This window comes from Pontibacter russatus (assembly GCF_009931655.1).
GTDB classification, from domain to species: Bacteria; Bacteroidota; Bacteroidia; order Cytophagales; family Hymenobacteraceae; genus Pontibacter; species Pontibacter russatus.
This window is the reverse complement of record NZ_CP047984.1, coordinates 4,612,670-4,631,274: the sequence shown is the minus strand read 5'-3', so window position 1 is coordinate 4,631,274 and position 18,605 is coordinate 4,612,670. Positions and strand designations below refer to the sequence as shown.

Below are 18,605 nucleotides of genomic sequence, written 5' to 3'. Positions count from 1 at the left end.
GCTTTTTCGGCGATTGGTAGTATTTTTTAAAAAATGATGGTTGTCGCAAGCGCTTCGGCGGCCAGTCCCGCCTGCTGGAAAACGGCAGAAAGGGGACTACGGAAATCAAAATAACTTTTGGCAGAGGAGGTTAGTTGTGGTATATATAAATCCAGGAGCGTTTCACTTATATACACAAAAAAGGCTCTGCCCCTTGCGGGGAGTGACGGTTCCTGTAACCCCGGTCTCTCATCCGCGGGCGGGCAGCAGGAAACGGCGACAATATAAAACTATATATAAAACGGCATTTTTTATAAAGGAGGCTCAGGCATATTGGGCAGCGAGACCGGCGCTTACTCCAGTACCTCGTATATCACCACCGGCAGCGCCTTGTTCTTCAGCTTGGCCTCGCCTATATGCCGGCACTTGAACGACTCTTTTACCTGCTCATATATGCCGGAGGGAATCACAATCTGGCCGGGCTGCGCCACCGACTGCAGCCGCTGGGCCACGTTTACGGCGTCGCCGATTACGGTGTAATCGAGGCGCCGGAGCGACGCAGAGCCGATGTTGCCGGACACCATCTCCCCGGAGCCCACCCCGATAGACACCTGCGGCTTGAACACAGCGCCTTCTGCCTGTATCTCCTGCGCCGACTCAAATGCCTTCCGGACGGCCAGGGCCGCATCAATGGCGCGGTCGAGGTGGAAGCTGCCCCGGAACACCGCCATCACGGCATCCCCCAGAAACTTGTCTATATGGCCTTCCTGCGCGATCACCTCCTTCACCATCAGGTCGAAGAGGTTATTGAGCAGGCTGACGACAGTGTTGGCAGGCACGCGCTCCGTTATGGACGTAAAACCGCAGATGTCGATGAACACGACGGTGGCCTGGATGGTCTCGTTCAGCATCAGCGCGCTCTCGAACTCCTTGTGAAGCATAAAGTTGAGCACCGTCTCATCCACATACATCTTCAGGATATTGTTTTCCTTGATGGCCTGCACTGTTTCACGCAGCTGGGTTACGTGCTTCATGGTTTTCTCCATCGTCAGCTCCAGATCCTCGAAATTGACGGGCTTGCATATGAAATCGAAGGCGCCGCGGTTCATGGCTGTCCTGATGTTCTCCATATCGCCGTAAGCCGACACGATGACGGCCTTGATGATGGGGTTGGCCTCGGGCAGCTTCGTAAGCAGCGTGAGCCCGTCCATCTCCGGCATGTTGATGTCGCTGAGCACGATGTCCATGTCGGGGTGTTCCTGCAGTTTCACCAGGGCCTCCACACCGTTCTGGGCAAACACGAACTTGTAGGTGTTCTCCCTTATCTTCCGCCTGAACTTCTGCTTTATCAGCAACTCGAGGTCAGCCTCATCGTCTACTACAAGGATCTTAGCCATCAAAATGCGAGAAGTTTTAGTTTCTCCTTCAAAAGATTAAAATCCAGCGGCTTGGTCAGGAAATCGTCAGCGCCATATTTCATCGCCTGCTGGTAGTTTTCCTCGTCGCTGTACGCCGTCACCATCATCATGACGGGAGGGGGCGAATTATACTTTTGCCTGATCTTGCGGAGCAACTCTATACCGCTCATGCCGGGCATGTTGATGTCCGACAGAATGAGCGATACTTCGGAGGGGTGCTGCTCCAGATAGGAGAAAGCCCCCTCGCCGGAGTGCGCGAAGTCCAGGTTCACCTCGCCTCGCATAATCTCCTTCCGGAAGCGCTGCTTAAAAAGCGGCTGCACATCCTGTTCGTCATCTACAATAAGTATGTTCATTTCTGCGGTGTATAATGCAAATACAATTTAAAGATTATCAGTTTACATATTTATATACGAAGAATAATTTTTTCATCATCAGGTTTTCCCCACTTACAGGCCAGACCTGCCCATGTTATATATGAACTGCGCCGCCGGGTGGACTCAATGGGCTTTATCAGCTTGCCGGCTTATCGGGGAGCTTCCGCAACAGGTGCAGGCAGGTATATGATGAACTCGGTGTACTCCCCCTCCCGGCTCTCCACCCGCAGTTTTCCGCCGTGGCCCTTGGTGATGATGTCGTAGCTGAGCGACAGGCCCAGGCCTGTGCCCTGCCCACTGGGCTTGGTGGTGAAGAAGGGCTGGAAGATTTTATCCCGCACCTTGTCCGGTATGCCCGTGCCGTTGTCGCGCACCCGCACCTCCACCGCGTCGTCCAGCCGGCGCGTGCGCAGCCGCACCTCCGGCCTGTAATCCTCCAGCCCCTGCTTCTGTTTCTGCTGCACCGCATAAAAGGCGTTGTTGAAGAGGTTCAGCAGCACCCTACCCAGCTCCTGCGGCACCACGCTCACCTTGTGAAGCTGCTCGTCAAACTCAGTGGCAAGCGCGGTGTTGAAGCTTTGGTCTTTGGCCCGCAGCCCGTGGTAAGCGAGGCGCATGTACTCGTTTGCCAGGGCGTTCACGTCTGTAGGCTCTTTCTGCCCGGTGCTGCTGCGCGAGTGCTGCAGCATGCCTTTCACGATGGCTTCGGCCCGCCGCCCGTGCTGCTGTATTTTGTAGAGGCTCTCGACAAGCTCGTCCAGCAATGCCTGCGCCTCTGCCAGCCGCCCCGCCTCCTGTTCCTGCCTGATCTCTTTGCACAGTTCGACGCTCACCTCCGAAAAATTGTTGACGAAGTTGAGCGGGTTCTGAATCTCGTGGGCGATGCCGGCGGTGAGTTCCCCGAGCGAGGCCATCTTCTCCGACTGCACCAGCTGCGACTGCGTCGCCTTCAGGTCCGTAAGGGTCTTGCGGAGCACATCCCGCTGCAGCTCAGTTCGCTCCTTCTGCTCCTGTATCTCTTCGTTCAGCCTGGCCAGCTCCGTGTTGCGGAGCCGGACAGCCTCCGTTTCCTTCTGGGCCTGCTCGATGCGGTGCGACACCTCCAGGTCCAGCACCTTCTTGCTCATCGCCTCGCTGTGTACGGCCTTATCCAGCGCGATATGCGCCTCGTAATGCAGCAGCGCCTCCTGGTGCCGCTCCGCCCCTTTCAGCAGTTGGTAAAAGCCCCGGTGGATTTTAGAGAGCGTGTCTTTTGCCTTGATAGCCTCCCCGATGCGCAGCCCCTCCTCTAAAAGCGCAAGGGCTTTCGCTGTGTCGGCCTTCGGGTATGCTTTGTTTCCGTAAAGTTCGCTGAAGCAGAGGAGGATTTCTGCCTGGCCCTTTTTATCCTGAATGCTTTTCCGCACTTCCTGGCTTTTCTCCCAGTTACGGTGTGCCTCTTCAAAGTTTTTGAGCCTGTACCGGATGCTGCCTATATGGAAAAGCGCGTTCGCCTGTCCCTTCTTGTCTCCGATGGCCTCCGATATGGCCAGGCTTTGCTCACAGCAGGATAAAGCCTGAGCGTAATCTCCCAGGTTATAGTGGGCATTGCCCCTGTTGTCCAGGCACCCCGCCTCCCCCCACTGGTCGCCGTTCAGCCTCCGGAGTTTCAGGCTCTCCTGGTAATAGGGGAGCGCATGCGCGTAGTCCCCGCTCTCTGCGTAAATCAGGCCGATGTTGTTCAGCACATAAGACTCCGTCAGCGTGGCGTTCTCCTTTCTAGCCTTTGCCAGGCTCTGCTGCAGGTAATCAAGGGCTTTGCTGTAGTTGCCGAGATACCTGTAGGTGATGCCCACATCGTACAGGTTCAACGGGATGCCCTCTTTACCAGCATCGGCGAGTTTTTCCCGTATGCCCAGGGCCTGGAACAGGTACTCAAGGGACGCGGCGTAATTGCACAGGCAGCGGCTGATGATGCCCCTGTACTGCCATATATCCGCCTGCCCTTTCACATCATCCAGCGACTGAAAAAGCACGAAGGCCCGGTCCAGGCAGTCGGATGCCTGTTCGTGCTCTGAGTGCCTGATATGGCAGAAGCCCAGCGTTTGCAGCCCTGCTGCCATTCCTTTCGGGTAATGTATGCTTTCGGCGAGGCGCACCGCATCCTGGCTCAACAGAAGCGCCTGGTTAGAGTTGACAACCATCAGCGCCCTTGCTTTGTCGTTCAAGGCATCTACCTTGTCCTGTGTGGCTTCAGCAACAGAAGGCATACTAACTTATTTACACCTCATGCCATATATAACTCCCATTGGATGCGGTCGGGGTCTTTGAACGCCACGTAGTCTTTATTCAGGGTGGCGTCTCTTTTTACCCCGGTGTTCTCTACCCCGGCATCGGTCAGGGCGCGGGCAACGCGGTGCAGTTCCGCCTCCTCCTCACAGGCCATGGCCAGGTGGTCCAGGCCGATATGGAAGGGGCTGAACGCTGCCTCCCCGTCCAGCTCCTGGGTGGCCTGCAGGAACCCGATAAAGTTTGAGCCGACCATAAAACCAAAAAGATGGGGCGTGTCGAGCAAGATGTCGAAGCCCAGCACCTCCCTGTAGAACTTCTTTGACCGGTTCATATCCCTGCACCTCAAGCCAATGTGGTGTATGCCGGGGGTCTTGATTCGGATAGCCATGGGAATTATTGGTTAAGTGGAAATAAAGTGAAGCTAAAGCCAGAAAACAGTCGGCCACGCAACTCTCAGGTGGTTGCCAGCACGCGCTCGTCAACTTTCATCACGGGCATCTGTATCGTGAACTCCGTGTACTGCCCCTCTGCGGTATCAAAAGAGAGCTTGCCGCCGTGGCCCTTGGTGACGATGTCGAAGCTGAGTGACAAGCCCAGGCCCGTGCCCTGCCCAGCGGGCTTGGTGGTGAAGAAGGGCTGAAAGATACGGTTAACCGCTTCTTTGGGTATGCCGGGGCCGTTGTCACGCACCCGTATCTCCACCGCGTCGCCCAGGCGGCGCGTGCTCACCGACACCTCGGGCTGATACGCCTCCCCCTTTTTCTGCTGCTTCTGCTGCACGGCGTAAAAAGCGTTGTTGAACAGGTTGAGCAGCACCCTGCCCAGGTCCTGCGGCACCACCTCCACCAACCCCACCTTCTTGTCGAAATCGGTGACGAGGGTGGCGTTGAAGCTCTTGTCTTTGGCCCGCAGCCCGTGGTAGGCGAGGCGCAGGTACTCATCGGCCAGGGCGTTGATGTCGGTGGGCTCTTTGTGGCCGGTGCTCTTGCGCGAGTGCTGCAGCATGCCTTTCACAATGGCATCTGCGCGGAGGCCGTGCTGGTATATCTTGCCCAGGTTCTGCTCCAGATCGGAGAGGATGGCAGCCGCGCCGTCGCGGCGGGCAGGCTCTGGCTGCTGGGATATCTCCTGGCGCAGGTCGGCCACCAGCTCGGTGCTGAGCTCGGTGAAGTTATTCACAAAGTTGAGCGGGTTCTGAATCTCGTGGGCGATGCCGGCGGTGAGCTCACCCAGCGAGGCCATCTTCTCCGACTGCACCAGTTGGGCCTGCGTCGCCTTCAGATTGTCGAGGGTGTGCTGGAGCTGTTCCTTCTGCTGCTCCAGCTCAGCGGACTTTCGCTCCAGCTCAGCGGTACGCTTGGCCACCAGGCTCTCCATCTGCTCGGCATAGCGCCGCAGCGAGGCAGTCATGCGGTTAAACTGCTGGGCAAGCGCCCCAATCTCATCCTGCACCTCCACGGGTACTTCCACCCGCAACTCCCCGGCATTCACCCGCTGCACGCCCCGCAGCACATAACCGAGCGGGCGCAGCAGGTTGCTCTTGAAAAACACCGGGAACACCAGCACGATGATGACGGTGGAGAGGGGGATGAGGTAGGCCAGGATGCGCAGCGCGTCCTCCTTGTCGCCACCCACTCCCACCTGGTTGTCCACGCCGTAGAGCAGGAAGCCCAGCATGCCTAGCAGCACCAGCGTCAGGCACATGAACAGGCCCACCAGCTTCGCCAGGAACGTGGTGGACTCCTGGGCGTAAGACATATAATTGATCACGATCCAGGTGAGCAACACCAGGTAAAAGGCATGGTGCACCTGCTCCCACCAGCCCGGTATGATCTGGAAAATACCTAGGTTGGCGTTGAGCCAGGTCACGACGAGCAGCAGGCACCACAGCGCGAAGACCCGGTATGCCTTGGTGTCGCGGCTGATGGGGTTTCGGAGCTCCTCTAACACAACTTTAAGGCTGATTTGCACAGCGCGCCCTCCTGCTGCCTTCCGCCGTTGCCGTACAGACCATATAGCCTTTCGCACAAAAACCCCCACAATCCAGATGGAGATGACAAAGTGTATAGGAAAGGTCCAGGGGAAGCCTATCCGGTGGAAGGAAAGCCCGATGCACAGCAGTAAGCCGCTAACCACCAGCACCAGGCGCATCTCCCTCGGAAAAGGGTTCTGGCGGTATGAGTAGCAGAACACCAGGTGGTACAGCGCCAAAATGATCAGGATGATGCTGTGAACCCACACGATGGGCACGTACGCAGCCGTGTCGAACGCTGAGTTGCGGGTGAAGGAAACGGCATTGTAGAAGGTGTGCAAGATGAACATGCCGGTGATCAGGAAACCGTCTTTCGTCTTGTTTTGGATGCTGAGAAGGTACAGCGAGATGACCAGGCAGAGGGTAAACTCTGCAAGGGCTGCAATGGACTGCGGCCGGAGCCGGAACCAGTCCATCAACAACAGTAAGGTAGCAAGCGGCGGGTTCGGGCACATGAGCGCTGCAGCTTAAAAGTGTATATAAACGCTGCCTGCAGGTGCCATCCGTACCCGGCGCAGCAACATGGTGGCAAACAGACAGCCGCCCGCTTGCACTTTCGTAGTTTTTCTCAGCCTTGGCTGCGAGACGGCAAAGTAGATATACCGGCCTCTCAACTGGCTGCTTATTCTCAGTTTGGATATTGCAGATGGTAGTACTGTGCCCTTTTCAGTACTTATCTCATAATTATACGAGTAATATGGTACATTAAATGAAATCTGGTAACATAAAATTTATACTTATAGCGGCCATATCAGTGGTTGCAGCCCATAGCGGGCGATGCGTGCCCTGAAACCACAATCGCGGAATCCATAGTGGCGTAGACCTGCAGGTGATGTACTTTTTCATACGCTCTATAGTGTCATTGATTAGCCTCAGAGAAATACTTCCGTACAACCTCTCTGAGGATGGGAAATCTAACCTACAGGGAAAAGCACGCGTTTCCCTGTAGGTTAGTGACGGGTCATGTTTCAGCTGCGAAAGTAGTTCTGTTGGTTAGTGAAGCCCAGCACTGTTTCTGATAAGGGCGCGTATTACATCCATACAGAAGGGGAAGGCGCAACAGGCAGCCTGATACCCGTGAGGCGCACGCTTTTTGGAGATTTGCACCTTAAATACTACGTTGTTAAAGAATGCTTGTTTATATTGCGATAAATATAATTGTATCACCAAAACCTATATAGCATTGCAAAAAAGACCACGACACATGGATGGCTCCGCCAACAGCACAATACAGGTTTACAACAAGCAGGTAGGCCTCCGGTTTCAGTTGTACAATAGCCTGTTCACGGCGCTGCCCTTCCACCGGGTAGAGAAAACCGGGGTGCTCCTGACCATTTTCCTGCTGCACTGCGAAGAGGGCTTCGCCAAAAACCAGAGTCCGGTCGAGCTCATCAACTCTTTTTTCAAGCAGCACACCTCCTACCAGAACGACCAGGAAGTCATTGACCTGCTGTTCCGGTTTGTGCAGTACACCGAGCGCCAGGTGGTATTGTTCGATGCGCTGGAGGATGCCGCCTACCGCGACATCCACGACATGCAGGGGCCAGGCACGCTGAAGCAACTGCAGACGGAGGTGCTGCAGACCAGGACAAAGGACCAGTTGGCCGAGAAACTGAAGGATTTTTCGGTGCGGCTGGTGCTCACGGCGCACCCCACGCAGTTTTACCCGAGCGAGGTGCTGGGCATCATCAACGACCTGTCGAAGGCGATGATGAACGACAACACGGCCCAGATAAACAGCTACCTGCGGCAATTGGGCAAGACCCCGTTCTTCAAGAACGAGAAGCCCACGCCGCTCGATGAGGCCATGAACCTGATCTGGTACCTCGAGAACGTGTTCTACCACGCGGCGGGCAACATCCTGACCTTCCTCAAAAACAATTTCCCGAAGGAGGTAAGCCCGGAGAACCCCATCATCCGCTTCGGCTTCTGGCCGGGCGGCGACCGGGACGGCAACCCCTTCGTGAATGCGGGCATCACCCTGAAAGTGGCCGAGGCCCTGCGGGGCGGCGCCCTCAAGTCGTACTACCTGGACGTGCGCCGGCTGAAGCGCCGCCTCACCTTCAAGGGCGTGTCGAACGTGGTGCAGGCGCTGGAGCAAAAGCTGTACAATAACCTGTTTGTGCCCAACCACGAGCTGGACATCTCGACAGAAGAAATAATAGGTGCCCTGCAGCAGATACGCACCATCCTGATAGAGGAGCACAACAGCCTGTTCCTCAACATGGTCGAGAACCTGCTCAGCAAGGTCGAGCTCTTCGGGCTGTTCTTCGCCGCCCTGGACGTGCGCCAGGACAGCTCGGTGCATACGGAGCTGCTGGAGGTGCTGGCAGAAACCACTACTGCGGTGCCCAAGGACTATGCAGGCCTGCCGGAACATGAAAAAATAGCGGCGATGCTGCAGGTGAGAGAAGCCGTGGACCCGTCAGTGCTGGAGAGCGAGCTGCACCGCGACGTGCTGGAGAGCATGGCCGCCATGAAAACCATCCAGCGGACAAACGGGGAGATCGGCTGCCACCGCTACATCATCAGCCACAGCACCACCGCCCTCGATATCATGCAGGTATATGGCCTGTTCCTGCTGGCCGGCTGGAAGCAGGATGACATGCCCGTGGACATTGTGCCGCTCTTCGAGACAATCGACGACCTCCAGAACGCCGCCGGGGTGATGAAGGACCTCTATGAGAATGAGACCTACCGCCGGCACCTGCAGCAGCGCGACAACATCCAGACCATCATGCTCGGCTTCTCGGACGGCACCAAGGACGGCGGCTACCTGATGGCCAACTGGGGTATATATAAAGCAAAGGAGGAGTTGAGCGCCATATCCAAGCAGTACGATGTGGAGGTGGTGTTCTTCGACGGCAGGGGCGGCCCCCCGGCGCGCGGCGGCGGACAGACACACCAGTTTTACGCCTCCCTCGGTCCCAACATCTCCAACAGGGAGATCCAGCTCACCATACAGGGACAGACCATCAGCTCCAATTTCGGCATCGTGGACTCGGCCCAGTACAACATCGAGCAGCTGATGCACGCGGGCATCCGCAACACGCTGTTCGCCTCGCAGGAGGCCGCCCTCACCGCTGGTGAGGAGGAGTTGTTGCAGTACCTGTCGAACGAGAGTTTTGAGAAGTACAGCGCGCTGAAAAACCACCCGAACTTTTTGGAGTACCTGAACTCCGCCAGCCCGCTGCGTTACTATGCCGAAGCGAACATCGGCAGCCGCCCCTCCAAGCGCAAGCCGGGCAAGCTCAACCTGGATGACCTGCGGGCCGTGCCGTACGTGGGCTCGTGGAGCCAGCTGAAGCAGAACCTGCCGGGGTATTATGGCGTGGGCACCGCCCTGCAAAGGCTCGAGGAAGCCGGGAAGTGGGACGAGGTGCAGCAGCTGTATGAGCGCTCGCTGTTCTTTAAGACGCTGATGGACAACTGTGAGATGGCGATGACCAAATGCTTCTTCCCGCTGACGGCCTTCCTGGCGCGGCACCCGAAATACGGCGAGCTGTGGAACATGATCTATGAGGAGTTCCAGCTGACCAAGAGCTATATCCTGCGCCTGGCGGGGGCCAGCGAGCTGATGGAAGACAAGCCGGTGAACCTGCTCTCCATCCAGATGCGCCAGCGCATCGAGCTGCCGCTGCTCACGATACAGCAGTACGCGCTCACCAAGATACGGGAGATGGAGGAGCACGGAATCCAAAGCTCCGGCAGGGCCGTTTATGAGAAAATGGTGATGCGCTGCTCCTTCGGCATCATCAACGCTGAGCGAAACTCCGCCTAACCAGCCGGGTTTATTTATAAGAAAGTCCCTGTTGCCACTTTCCCGTGCTGGCGGCAGGGACTTTTTGCGTCCTATATAGAGGTGCCATTTTCTATCCTATATAGCAGGAAGGAATGCTACAGGATATAATACGGGATATATAAACAGGGCCAATCTTTTTCCGGTGGACCTATATAGCTTCATGAAGCAGGGCCGTTTCATTCCATATGTCCGCAGGGCCTGGGCTATATAGGAAGCCTCCCTCCTATACATGGGGTATGGTTCAAACTCATCCTATAAATAGGTGGCCAAGGGCCGGGGCGCCCCTGCTTACCACCTGCTATTTCCGAATCGGATGTTGTAGTCAAGGCTGCTAACAACAGCACGTATAAGCGCACTGTGAGTGTATACAGCTGCCCGCCCTCCCCTTTTATTTCTACCATATATAAGTATGTTTAAACTTTTATTGTTTCACAAGTCAGAATTTCAGTACCTTTCCTCACTCTAACCATGGCCTCTTGAGAAAGCGGCTTGTGCAGCGGTTTTCCCTTATATTTGAATCAATAACGTTTCCATCCATGAAAAAAATTTTACTGTCTGCGGCCGTATGTCTGGCCTTTTACAGCCAGGTTAATGCACAGGGCTGTGTAGCCATCAGAAGCACCGGCATGATGTCTTGTACCATGGACCACCCTGAGGAAGAGGCTTCTGCCAAAGGATGGCAAATCAATGTGGCGCACCGTTATTTTAAATCGTTCCGCCACTTTAAGGGGGATGAGGAACAAAAGGAGCGCCTGGAGCAAAACACGGAGGTAATTAACTGGCAGCACAGCCTGGACCTGACCCTGCTCCGCCACTTCAACAACAAATGGTCTTTGAGCGTGGGCATTCCGGTGCTGGCCAACAAGCGATCTTCGCTGTATGAGCACGGCAGGACCGAACGGCACAGCAGCGGCTCGGCAGGCATTGGCGATGCCAGAATTGTCGGCTACAGGTGGCTGCTGGACCCGCAGAAGGCCACCAAGGGGAATCTGCAGCTGGGCCTGGGCGTGAAACTGCCCACGGGAAATTATGACTACAGGGACACCTTCTACAATGTAGGACCCGACGGCGGCACGCAGGAACGTCCTGTTGACCAGTCGATCCAGTTGGGTGATGGCGGCGTGGGAGCTATCACAGAGCTGAACGGATATTACATGCTGGCGAGCCACTGGAGCACTTACGGCAACGTGTACTACCTTTTTAACCCGCGCGGGGAAAACGGCACCCGCACCTTCCGCGAGACCCTTTCGCCGCTGCGCGCCAACGAGGCCATCATGAGCGTGCCGGATCAGTATATGGTACGGCTGGGCGTGAGTCACAGCCTGCCGGGCAAGCTGAAAGGGATGGTTGCGTCTCTGGGTGCCCGGATGGAAGGCGTACCCGTGGAGGATGCCATCGGCAGCAGCAAGGGCTTCCGCAGGCCGGGTTACGTGCAGTCGGTGGAGCCGGGCTTGAGCTATCAGTTAAACAAGGTTAATTTCTTCGCCTCGGTGCCGGTAGCCTTTAAACGCGACCGCCTGCAGAGCGTTACTGATAAAGAGGTAACAGCACAGACAGGCACCTACACGCATGGCGACGCTGCCTTCTCTGACTACGCCGTAAACATCGGCTGCACCATCAGACTGTAGTTCCGCCCATTAGAAGTATATATAGCCCAAACTGCGATCTGCTTTCTTCTCTTAAATACCTCATGTGGCGCAATATAAACTTGCCCTAAATCTGAAAGAGGGAAACCCACCCCTGCCTCCCTGCAGGGGTGGGTTTTATCTATAGAGCGAGCGTAAGCCGCAATTTGAGTCGAACACACCTTGGAGTGTGACTTTTCAGCAAACTTCGTTTTGTTCTTCTCCCCGCAGAGGCACGTCTCCCGCTTCTCGTAATCCGGAAATTCCAGATACCACCAACCGGGTTATGTACTAATACCCCAATCGCCTTGTACGCTGTTGCGTAGTTTTAGCCAGCCCGGCAGGAGCAATGCTTTTACCACACCCCTGCTCCTGCCACCGCATGCTTTGCTCCCGCCCCCTGGTCTGCCGAACACTAATTCCTTCCCCTGCATCTATGGATCGGCACTGTGTATATAAAACCTTCTTTGCAGAAAAGGGGCACTATATGGCCCCGCGCCCAGATATAGGGGCAATCGTTTTGTCTCCCTAGGCCGTGCGTCTGCAAACACGCTTTCTTTTCAGAATGCCGGTTACCTTTCAGGCTCCTAAGCAGCACGATAAAAAGTCCTTCTGATTAGCCTTTGCCCTAATGCAGCTCCACAGGACAGTTATAGATATCAGGACCGTGCCAACCTGTTTCGGCGGAAGCCGACATATATAACATTTTTCAGAAATACGTCTATTATATGTCTATACATCTTTCTACGCTACACCAGCTTTACACAGGGACAGGATCAGCTGCCGAAACACCGCCCGGCCCGGAAAAGCTTACACTTTCTAAGGAAAACATAAAAAAAATGTTGTGGCCCGGTTTGCCGTGGCATTGCCAGAAAACAGCCGAATTTTTAGGTTTTTATTTTGCTAAGCAGCTTTATTTTTAATAATTTACTACCAAAGCCATCTCTTTACATACAATATCTATAACAACTGATTTGTTTTTTTATGAATCCTGTAGTAAATTATGAATTCGATTACACAAATAAGCTAATACTTGCCTCATATTCTAGTAGATGAAACAAGACAAAACCAAAAATGCCGGGTTGTACAGACCCGAGTTCGAGCATGACGCCTGCGGGGTAGGATGTGTCGTTAACCTGGACGGGAGAAGGGCGCACAGTGTTGTGAAGGACGCCCTCACGATGCTGACCAACATGGAGCACCGCGGCGCGACAGGCAGTGATGCCGAGACAGGCGACGGTGCCGGCATTTTAGTGCAGCTCCCGCACGAGTTTTTCCGGAAGCAGCTGAGCGAGTTCGCCATCAAGCTCCCGCAGGAAGGCGGCTACGGCGTGGGGATGATCTTTTTCCCGTCTTTGTATGAGGTGCGGGACAAGTGTCGCCAGATCATGAACCAGTGCATCCGGCAACTGGGCTTCGACCTGCTGGGCTACCGCCTGGTGCCGGTGAACGGGCGCGTGCCCGGCCACGAGGCCAAAGCCGTGGAACCCTATATCGAGCAAGTGTTTGTGCAGCCGGGGAACCTCGATATAAAAGAGGAGGAACTGGAGCGCAAATTGTTTGTGCTGCGCAGCCTGATTACGCACGAAATCAAAAGTAACGTGAGCGGCGAAAACGGCACGTTCTATATGCCCAGCCTGTCCTCACGCACCATCATATACAAAGGCCAGCTGAAGACCGACCAGGTGGAGAAGTATTACCACGACCTGCGCCACCCCGACTTCAAGTCTGCCCTGGCCATCGTACACTCCCGTTTCTCCACCAACACCTTCCCGAACTGGAAACTGGCCCAGCCGTTCCGCTTCATCGCCCACAACGGCGAGATCAACACCATCCGAGGCAACGTGAACAAGATGAAGTCGAAGGAGGCCCTGATGAGCTCCCCGCTCTTCACGGAGGAGGAACTGAAGTGGCTGCTGCCCATCACCAACCCCGCGAACTCCGACTCGGCCAACCTCGACGCCATGGTGGAGCTGCTGACGCTGGCGGGCCGCCCGCTGCCGCACGTGATGATGATGCTGGTACCCGAGGCGTGGCAGGACAACCCGTTCATGGACCCTTACAAGAAGGCTTTCTATAAATACCATGCGGCCCTGATGGAGCCCTGGGATGGCCCTGCAGCTTTGTTCTTTACTGATGGCACCCAGATTGGCGCCACTTTGGACCGGAACGGCCTGCGCCCGGTGCGCTTCTGCATTACACAGCAGGGCCGCCTGATCATGGCCTCCGAGGCAGGTGCGCTGCCCGTGAACCCGAAAGACGTGGTGCGCCGCGGCCGACTGCAGCCCGGCAAAATGCTGCTTGCCAATATATCAGAGAACAGAATATATGAAGACGAGGAGATCAAGCGCATGGTGTGCGACGGCAAGCCCTACTTCGACTGGATACAGCAGAACCGCATCAAGCTGCACCAGCGCCCGGAGCCGGACTTTTGCCTGAACACGGTGCAGCCGGAGGAACTGCAGCAAAAGCAGAAGGCCTATGGCTACACCTACGAGGATCTGAAGATGATCGTCAAGCCGATGGCCACCACAGGCAAAGAGCCCCTTGGCAGCATGGGCTCCGACGCACCGCTGGCAGTGCTGTCGCTGCAAAGCCAGCATGTGTCCAACTACTTCAAGCAGCACTTCGCGCAGGTGAGCAATCCGCCCATCGACCCGATCCGGGAGCGTTTGGTGATGTCGCTGTTCACGCGCCTGGGCGAGTCGCTGAACGTGCTGGACGAGTCTGCGGCCCACACGCGCCAGATCCATATTTCGCACCCGGTGCTGAGCCACGGCGATTACAACAAGATCATCAACCTCCAGAGCGAGGGCTTTGATCATGCCATTATCAACGCCACCTTCCCGACCACAGAGACAGGCTCGCTGCAGCTGGCCATAGATAAGATATGTGCAGACGCGGAGGCTGCCGTGCGCAAGGGGAAGAAAATCCTGATCATCTCGAACCGGGCCATTGGCCCTACCCGCGCCGCCATTCCTTCGCTGCTGGCTGTGGGCGCCGTACACCACCACCTGGTGGACAAGCGCCTTCGCACAAAAACCGGGCTGGTGGTAGAGGCCGGAGACGCCTGGGAAACGCACCATTTCGCTACCATTATTGGCTATGGCGCCAGCTGCGTGTACCCTTATATGGTATACGACACCATCCAGCATATGCTGGAGCAGGACAAGCTCGATGCATCGGTGCCATTCGCGACCTATGCCGACAACTTTATATATGCGGTGGGCAACGGTTTGCTGAAAATCCTCTCTAAAATGGGCATCAGCACCCTGCAGTCGTACCAGAGCGCGCAGATTTTTGAGTGCCTGGGCTTTGGGCAGGAGGTGATACAGAAGTGCTTCAAGGGCACCATCAGCCGCCTGGAGGGCCTCAACTTCGAAGATTTGGAGCGCGAAGCGCTGACAAAGCACCAGGCTGCATACCTGGACAAGGACGCCCTGCTGGAGACAGGCGGCTTCTTCCAGTGGAGAAGGCGCGGCGAGGAGCACCTGCTGCGCCCGGAGGTGATTCACCTGCTGCAGAAATCCACGCGCCTGAACGACTTCAAGCTATACCAGCAATACTCCGCGCTGGTGCGCAAGCACCAGGAATCGACCATCACGCTGCGTAACCTGTTGGAGTTCCGGAAGCGCCAGTCGGTGCCGTTGGAGGAAGTGGAGCCCGTGGAGACCATCCTGAAGCGTTTTGCCACCGGGGCCATGTCTTTCGGTTCCCTTTCGCATGAGGCGCACAGCACGCTGGCCATTGCCATGAACCGCATCGGCGGCAAGAGCAACAGCGGCGAGGGCGGCGAAGACGAGGCCCGTTACGTCATCAAGCCAAACGGCGATTCTGAGCGCTCTGCCATCAAGCAGGTGGCCTCCGGCCGCTTCGGCGTGACGAGCCATTACCTGGCCAATGCCGACGAGCTCCAGATTAAGATTGCGCAGGGCGCCAAGCCCGGCGAGGGCGGCCAGCTGCCGGGCCACAAAGTAGACGAGTGGATCGCGCGGGTGCGCCATTCAACACCGGGCGTGGGGCTTATCTCGCCGCCGCCGCACCACGACATCTACTCCATCGAGGACCTGAAGCAGCTTATATATGATTTGAAGAACGCCAACCCGAACGCCCGCATCAACGTGAAGCTGGTGTCGGAGGCGGGCGTGGGCACGATTGCGGCCGGTGTGGCCAAAGCCAAGGCCGATGCCATCATGATATCCGGTGCCGACGGCGGAACGGGCGCCAGCCCGCTGAGCTCCATCCGCCATGCCGGTCTGCCGTGGGAGATTGGTTTGGCAGAGGCGCACCAGACGCTGGTGAAAAACAACCTGCGCAGCCGCGTGGTGCTCCAGACCGACGGCAAGCTGATGACCGGGTATGACCTGGCTGTGGCAACGCTGCTCGGGGCGGAGGAATACGGCGTGGCCACCGCCGCCCTGATTGTGGAAGGCTGCATCATGATGCGCAAGTGCCACCTGAACACCTGCCCTGTGGGTGTGGCCACACAGAACCCGGAGCTGCGCCAGCTGTTCACCGGCGACCCGGATTATGTGGTGAACCTGTTCCGTTTCCTGGGCGAGGAACTGCGCCAGATCATGGCCTCCCTGGGCTTCCGCACCATCAACGAGATGGTGGGCCAGAGCCAGGTGCTGAAAGTGCGCAACGACCTGAACCACTGGAAACTGAAGAACCTGAACTTCGCCCCTATCCTGCACCAGGAGGTGGCGCCAGGCAACGTGGGTATATATCACCAGATTCACCAGGACCACGACATCGAGCAGGTGCTGGACCGAAAGCTTATCCGCGACTTCAAAAAAGGAAAGATGGAAGCGGAGTACCGCATCATCAACGTGGACCGCTCTGTGGGCGCCATGCTGTCGTATGAGGTGTCGGTGAACCACGGGAAAGAGGGTTTGCCGGAAGACAGCTTCACCGCCACCTTCCAGGGCTCTGCCGGCCAGACTTTCGGCGGCTTCCTTGCCCCGGGCCTTACGTTCAGGCTTGTGGGTGAGGCAAACGATTACCTGGGCAAGGGCCTCTCCGGCGGAAAGCTGATTCTGAAACCGTTCGAGGGCACCACCTACGCGGCGCACGAGCACATCATCACCGGCAACGTGGCCCTGTATGGCGCCACCTCCGGCACCGCCTATATAAACGGCATGGCCGGCGAGCGCTTCTGTGTGCGCAACTCCGGTGTGGAGGCCGTGGTGGAGGGCATCGGCGACCACGGCTGCGAGTACATGACCGGCGGCAAAGTGCTGGTGCTGGGCAGCGTGGGCAAGAACTTCGCGGCAGGCATGAGCGGCGGCACCGCCTTTATATATGACCCGGCCCACGCCTTCCCGGACCAGTGCAACCTCTCGATGGTGGACCTGGAGGAGCCCGATGAGGCGGACCTCGCCTGGATAGAGCAAAAGCTGCGGGAGCATGTGGCCTACACCGGAAGCGTGCTGGCGCAGCAGATGCTCAAAGCCTGGCACGCCGACCAGAAGTTCTTCCATAAAGTAATGCCGCACGACCTGAAGAAGGCGCTGCAGGCAAAAGAAACAGAAGCGATTAAAATAGTAGCCTAATGGGAAAAATAGATGGATTCCTGACCTACGACCGCGAACTGCCCAAGGCACGCGACCCGAAGGAAAGAATAAACGACTCAAACGAGATATACACCGCCTTCCCCGAGGAGAAGACGAAAGAGCAGGCCATGCGCTGCATGGATTGCGGCGTGCCTTTCTGCCACAGCGGCTGCCCGCTGGGCAACCTCATTCCCGACTTCAACGATGCCGTGACAGAAGGCGAGTGGGAACGGGCCGCGCAGATTTTATATAGCACCAACAACTTTCCGGAGTTCACGGGCCGCATTTGCCCCGCCCCCTGCGAGTCGAGCTGCGTGCTGTCGATTAACAAGCCAGCCGTTACGATTGAGCATATCGAGAAGGCGATTGCGGAGAAGTCTTTTGAACTGGGGCTGGTGAAGCCGCAGCCGCCGAAGCGCCGCACCGGCAAGCAGGTCGCCGTTATCGGCTCCGGCCCCGCCGGGCTTGCCGCCGCCGCCCAGCTGAACCAGGCCGGGCACGAGGTGCACGTATACGACAAAGACGACAAGGCCGGTGGCCTGCTGCGCTACGGCATCCCCGATTTCAAGCTGGAGAAATGGACCATCGACCGGCGTCTGGCTGTCATGGAAGCGGAAGGCGTGAAATTCCACCTGGGCGTGGAGATTGGCAGGGAAACCACCCTGCGCAAGCTGCACCGGAAATATGACGCCGTCCTGCTGGCCATCGGCTCTACCAAACCGCGCGTGCTCGACATCCCCGGGAACAACCTCAAGGGCATCCATTTTGCCATGGACTTCCTGACGCTGCAGAACCGCCGCGTGGCCGGCGAAACCATCCCAGAGGAGCAGGACCTGCACGCCCGCGACAAGCACGTGCTGGTGATTGGCGGCGGCGACACCGGCTCTGACTGCGTGGGCACGTCCAACCGTCATTTTGCCCGCTCCATCAGCCAGTTGCAGTACCGCACCATGCCGTCCACGGTCCGTGCGCCCCACAACCCCTGGCCTGAAACACCGATGACCTACACCTCGTCCAGCTCGCATGAAGAAGGCTGCGAGCGCAGCTGGGGCTGGCTCACCAAAGAGTTTATTGGCGACGAGAACGGGCACGTAACGGGTCTGAAAGTGGTGGAACTGGAATGGAAAAACGGCCGGGAGTACACTGAAAAGGCGGATAGTGAACGTATTCTACCCTGTGATCTCGGCCTGATTGCGATTGGGTATGAGCGCCCGATGCACGATGCCTTCAGGGCAAACTTCAACTTTGAGTTTGACCAGCGCGGCAATTTCAAGCTGAAGGAGTGGCAGACCAATGTGCCGGGCATCTTCGCGGCCGGGGACGCTTTCCGCGGGCAGTCGCTGGTGGTGTGGGCCATCTCGGATGGCCGGGAGGCCGCGCGCGCCATCGACATCTACCTGATGGGCGCCTCCGATCTGCCTTCCAAAGAACTCTCTAAGCTGATGCTGGGAAGTTAAAAGTCCTTAAATTGCTGCCCTGGCGCAGCCATATATCACAATACAGCCGCTTTGTCTTCTGACGGAGCGGCTGTGTTGTTTTCAGGAAA

At 56.9% G+C, this 18,605-nt stretch carries 10 protein-coding genes; 5 read left to right on the top strand and 5 right to left on the bottom strand.

The window, feature by feature from the left end; translation table 11 throughout:
- Positions 1 to 332 precede the first annotated feature (332 nt).
- The 5 genes from GSQ62_RS19160 to GSQ62_RS20945 all read right to left on the bottom strand — a co-directional run bounded on the left by GSQ62_RS19160 (position 333) and on the right by GSQ62_RS20945 (position 6,532).
- Positions 333 to 1,379, bottom strand: a complete 1,047-nt coding sequence (locus GSQ62_RS19160) for an adenylate/guanylate cyclase domain-containing protein (protein ID WP_161890990.1) — start codon at positions 1,377 to 1,379, stop codon at positions 333 to 335.
- Positions 1,376 to 1,753 (bottom strand): response regulator, encoded by a 378-nt coding sequence (locus tag GSQ62_RS19155; RefSeq protein WP_161890989.1) that lies wholly within the window; start codon positions 1,751 to 1,753, stop codon positions 1,376 to 1,378. The genes GSQ62_RS19160 and GSQ62_RS19155 overlap by 4 nt, the downstream gene beginning before the upstream one ends.
- A gap of 170 nt (positions 1,754 to 1,923) precedes the next feature.
- Positions 1,924 to 4,023, bottom strand: coding sequence for a tetratricopeptide repeat-containing sensor histidine kinase (locus GSQ62_RS19150; RefSeq protein WP_161890988.1), 2,100 nt, complete (start codon positions 4,021 to 4,023; stop codon positions 1,924 to 1,926).
- A gap of 17 nt (positions 4,024 to 4,040) precedes the next feature.
- Positions 4,041 to 4,433: a VOC family protein gene (locus GSQ62_RS19145; protein ID WP_202621805.1), complete on the bottom strand. Its 393-nt coding sequence runs from the start codon at positions 4,431 to 4,433 to the stop codon at positions 4,041 to 4,043.
- 65 nt (positions 4,434 to 4,498) lie between these two features.
- Positions 4,499 to 6,532, bottom strand: a complete 2,034-nt coding sequence (locus GSQ62_RS20945) for a sensor histidine kinase (protein ID WP_161890987.1) — start codon at positions 6,530 to 6,532, stop codon at positions 4,499 to 4,501.
- Positions 6,533 to 7,281: 749 nt separating this feature from the next.
- Here GSQ62_RS20945 and GSQ62_RS19135 point away from each other — a divergent pair.
- The 5 genes from GSQ62_RS19135 to GSQ62_RS19115 all read left to right on the top strand — a co-directional run bounded on the left by GSQ62_RS19135 (position 7,282) and on the right by GSQ62_RS19115 (position 18,516).
- On the top strand, positions 7,282 to 9,858 hold the full coding sequence (locus GSQ62_RS19135; protein ID WP_161890986.1) for a phosphoenolpyruvate carboxylase: 2,577 nt from the start codon (positions 7,282 to 7,284) through the stop codon (positions 9,856 to 9,858).
- Between the two features lie 557 nt (positions 9,859 to 10,415).
- Positions 10,416 to 11,507, top strand: a complete 1,092-nt coding sequence (locus GSQ62_RS19130; protein ID WP_161890985.1) for a transporter — start codon at positions 10,416 to 10,418, stop codon at positions 11,505 to 11,507.
- 725 nt (positions 11,508 to 12,232) lie between these two features.
- Positions 12,233 to 12,427 (top strand): hypothetical protein, encoded by a 195-nt coding sequence (locus GSQ62_RS19125; protein WP_161890984.1) that lies wholly within the window; start codon positions 12,233 to 12,235, stop codon positions 12,425 to 12,427.
- Between the two features lie 129 nt (positions 12,428 to 12,556).
- Positions 12,557 to 17,059 (top strand): glutamate synthase large subunit, encoded by a 4,503-nt coding sequence (gene gltB, locus GSQ62_RS19120; protein ID WP_161890983.1) that lies wholly within the window; start codon positions 12,557 to 12,559, stop codon positions 17,057 to 17,059.
- Positions 17,059 to 18,516, top strand: coding sequence for a glutamate synthase subunit beta (locus GSQ62_RS19115; RefSeq protein ID WP_161890982.1), 1,458 nt, complete (start codon positions 17,059 to 17,061; stop codon positions 18,514 to 18,516). The genes gltB and GSQ62_RS19115 overlap by 1 nt, the downstream gene beginning before the upstream one ends.
- Positions 18,517 to 18,605 lie beyond the last annotated feature (89 nt).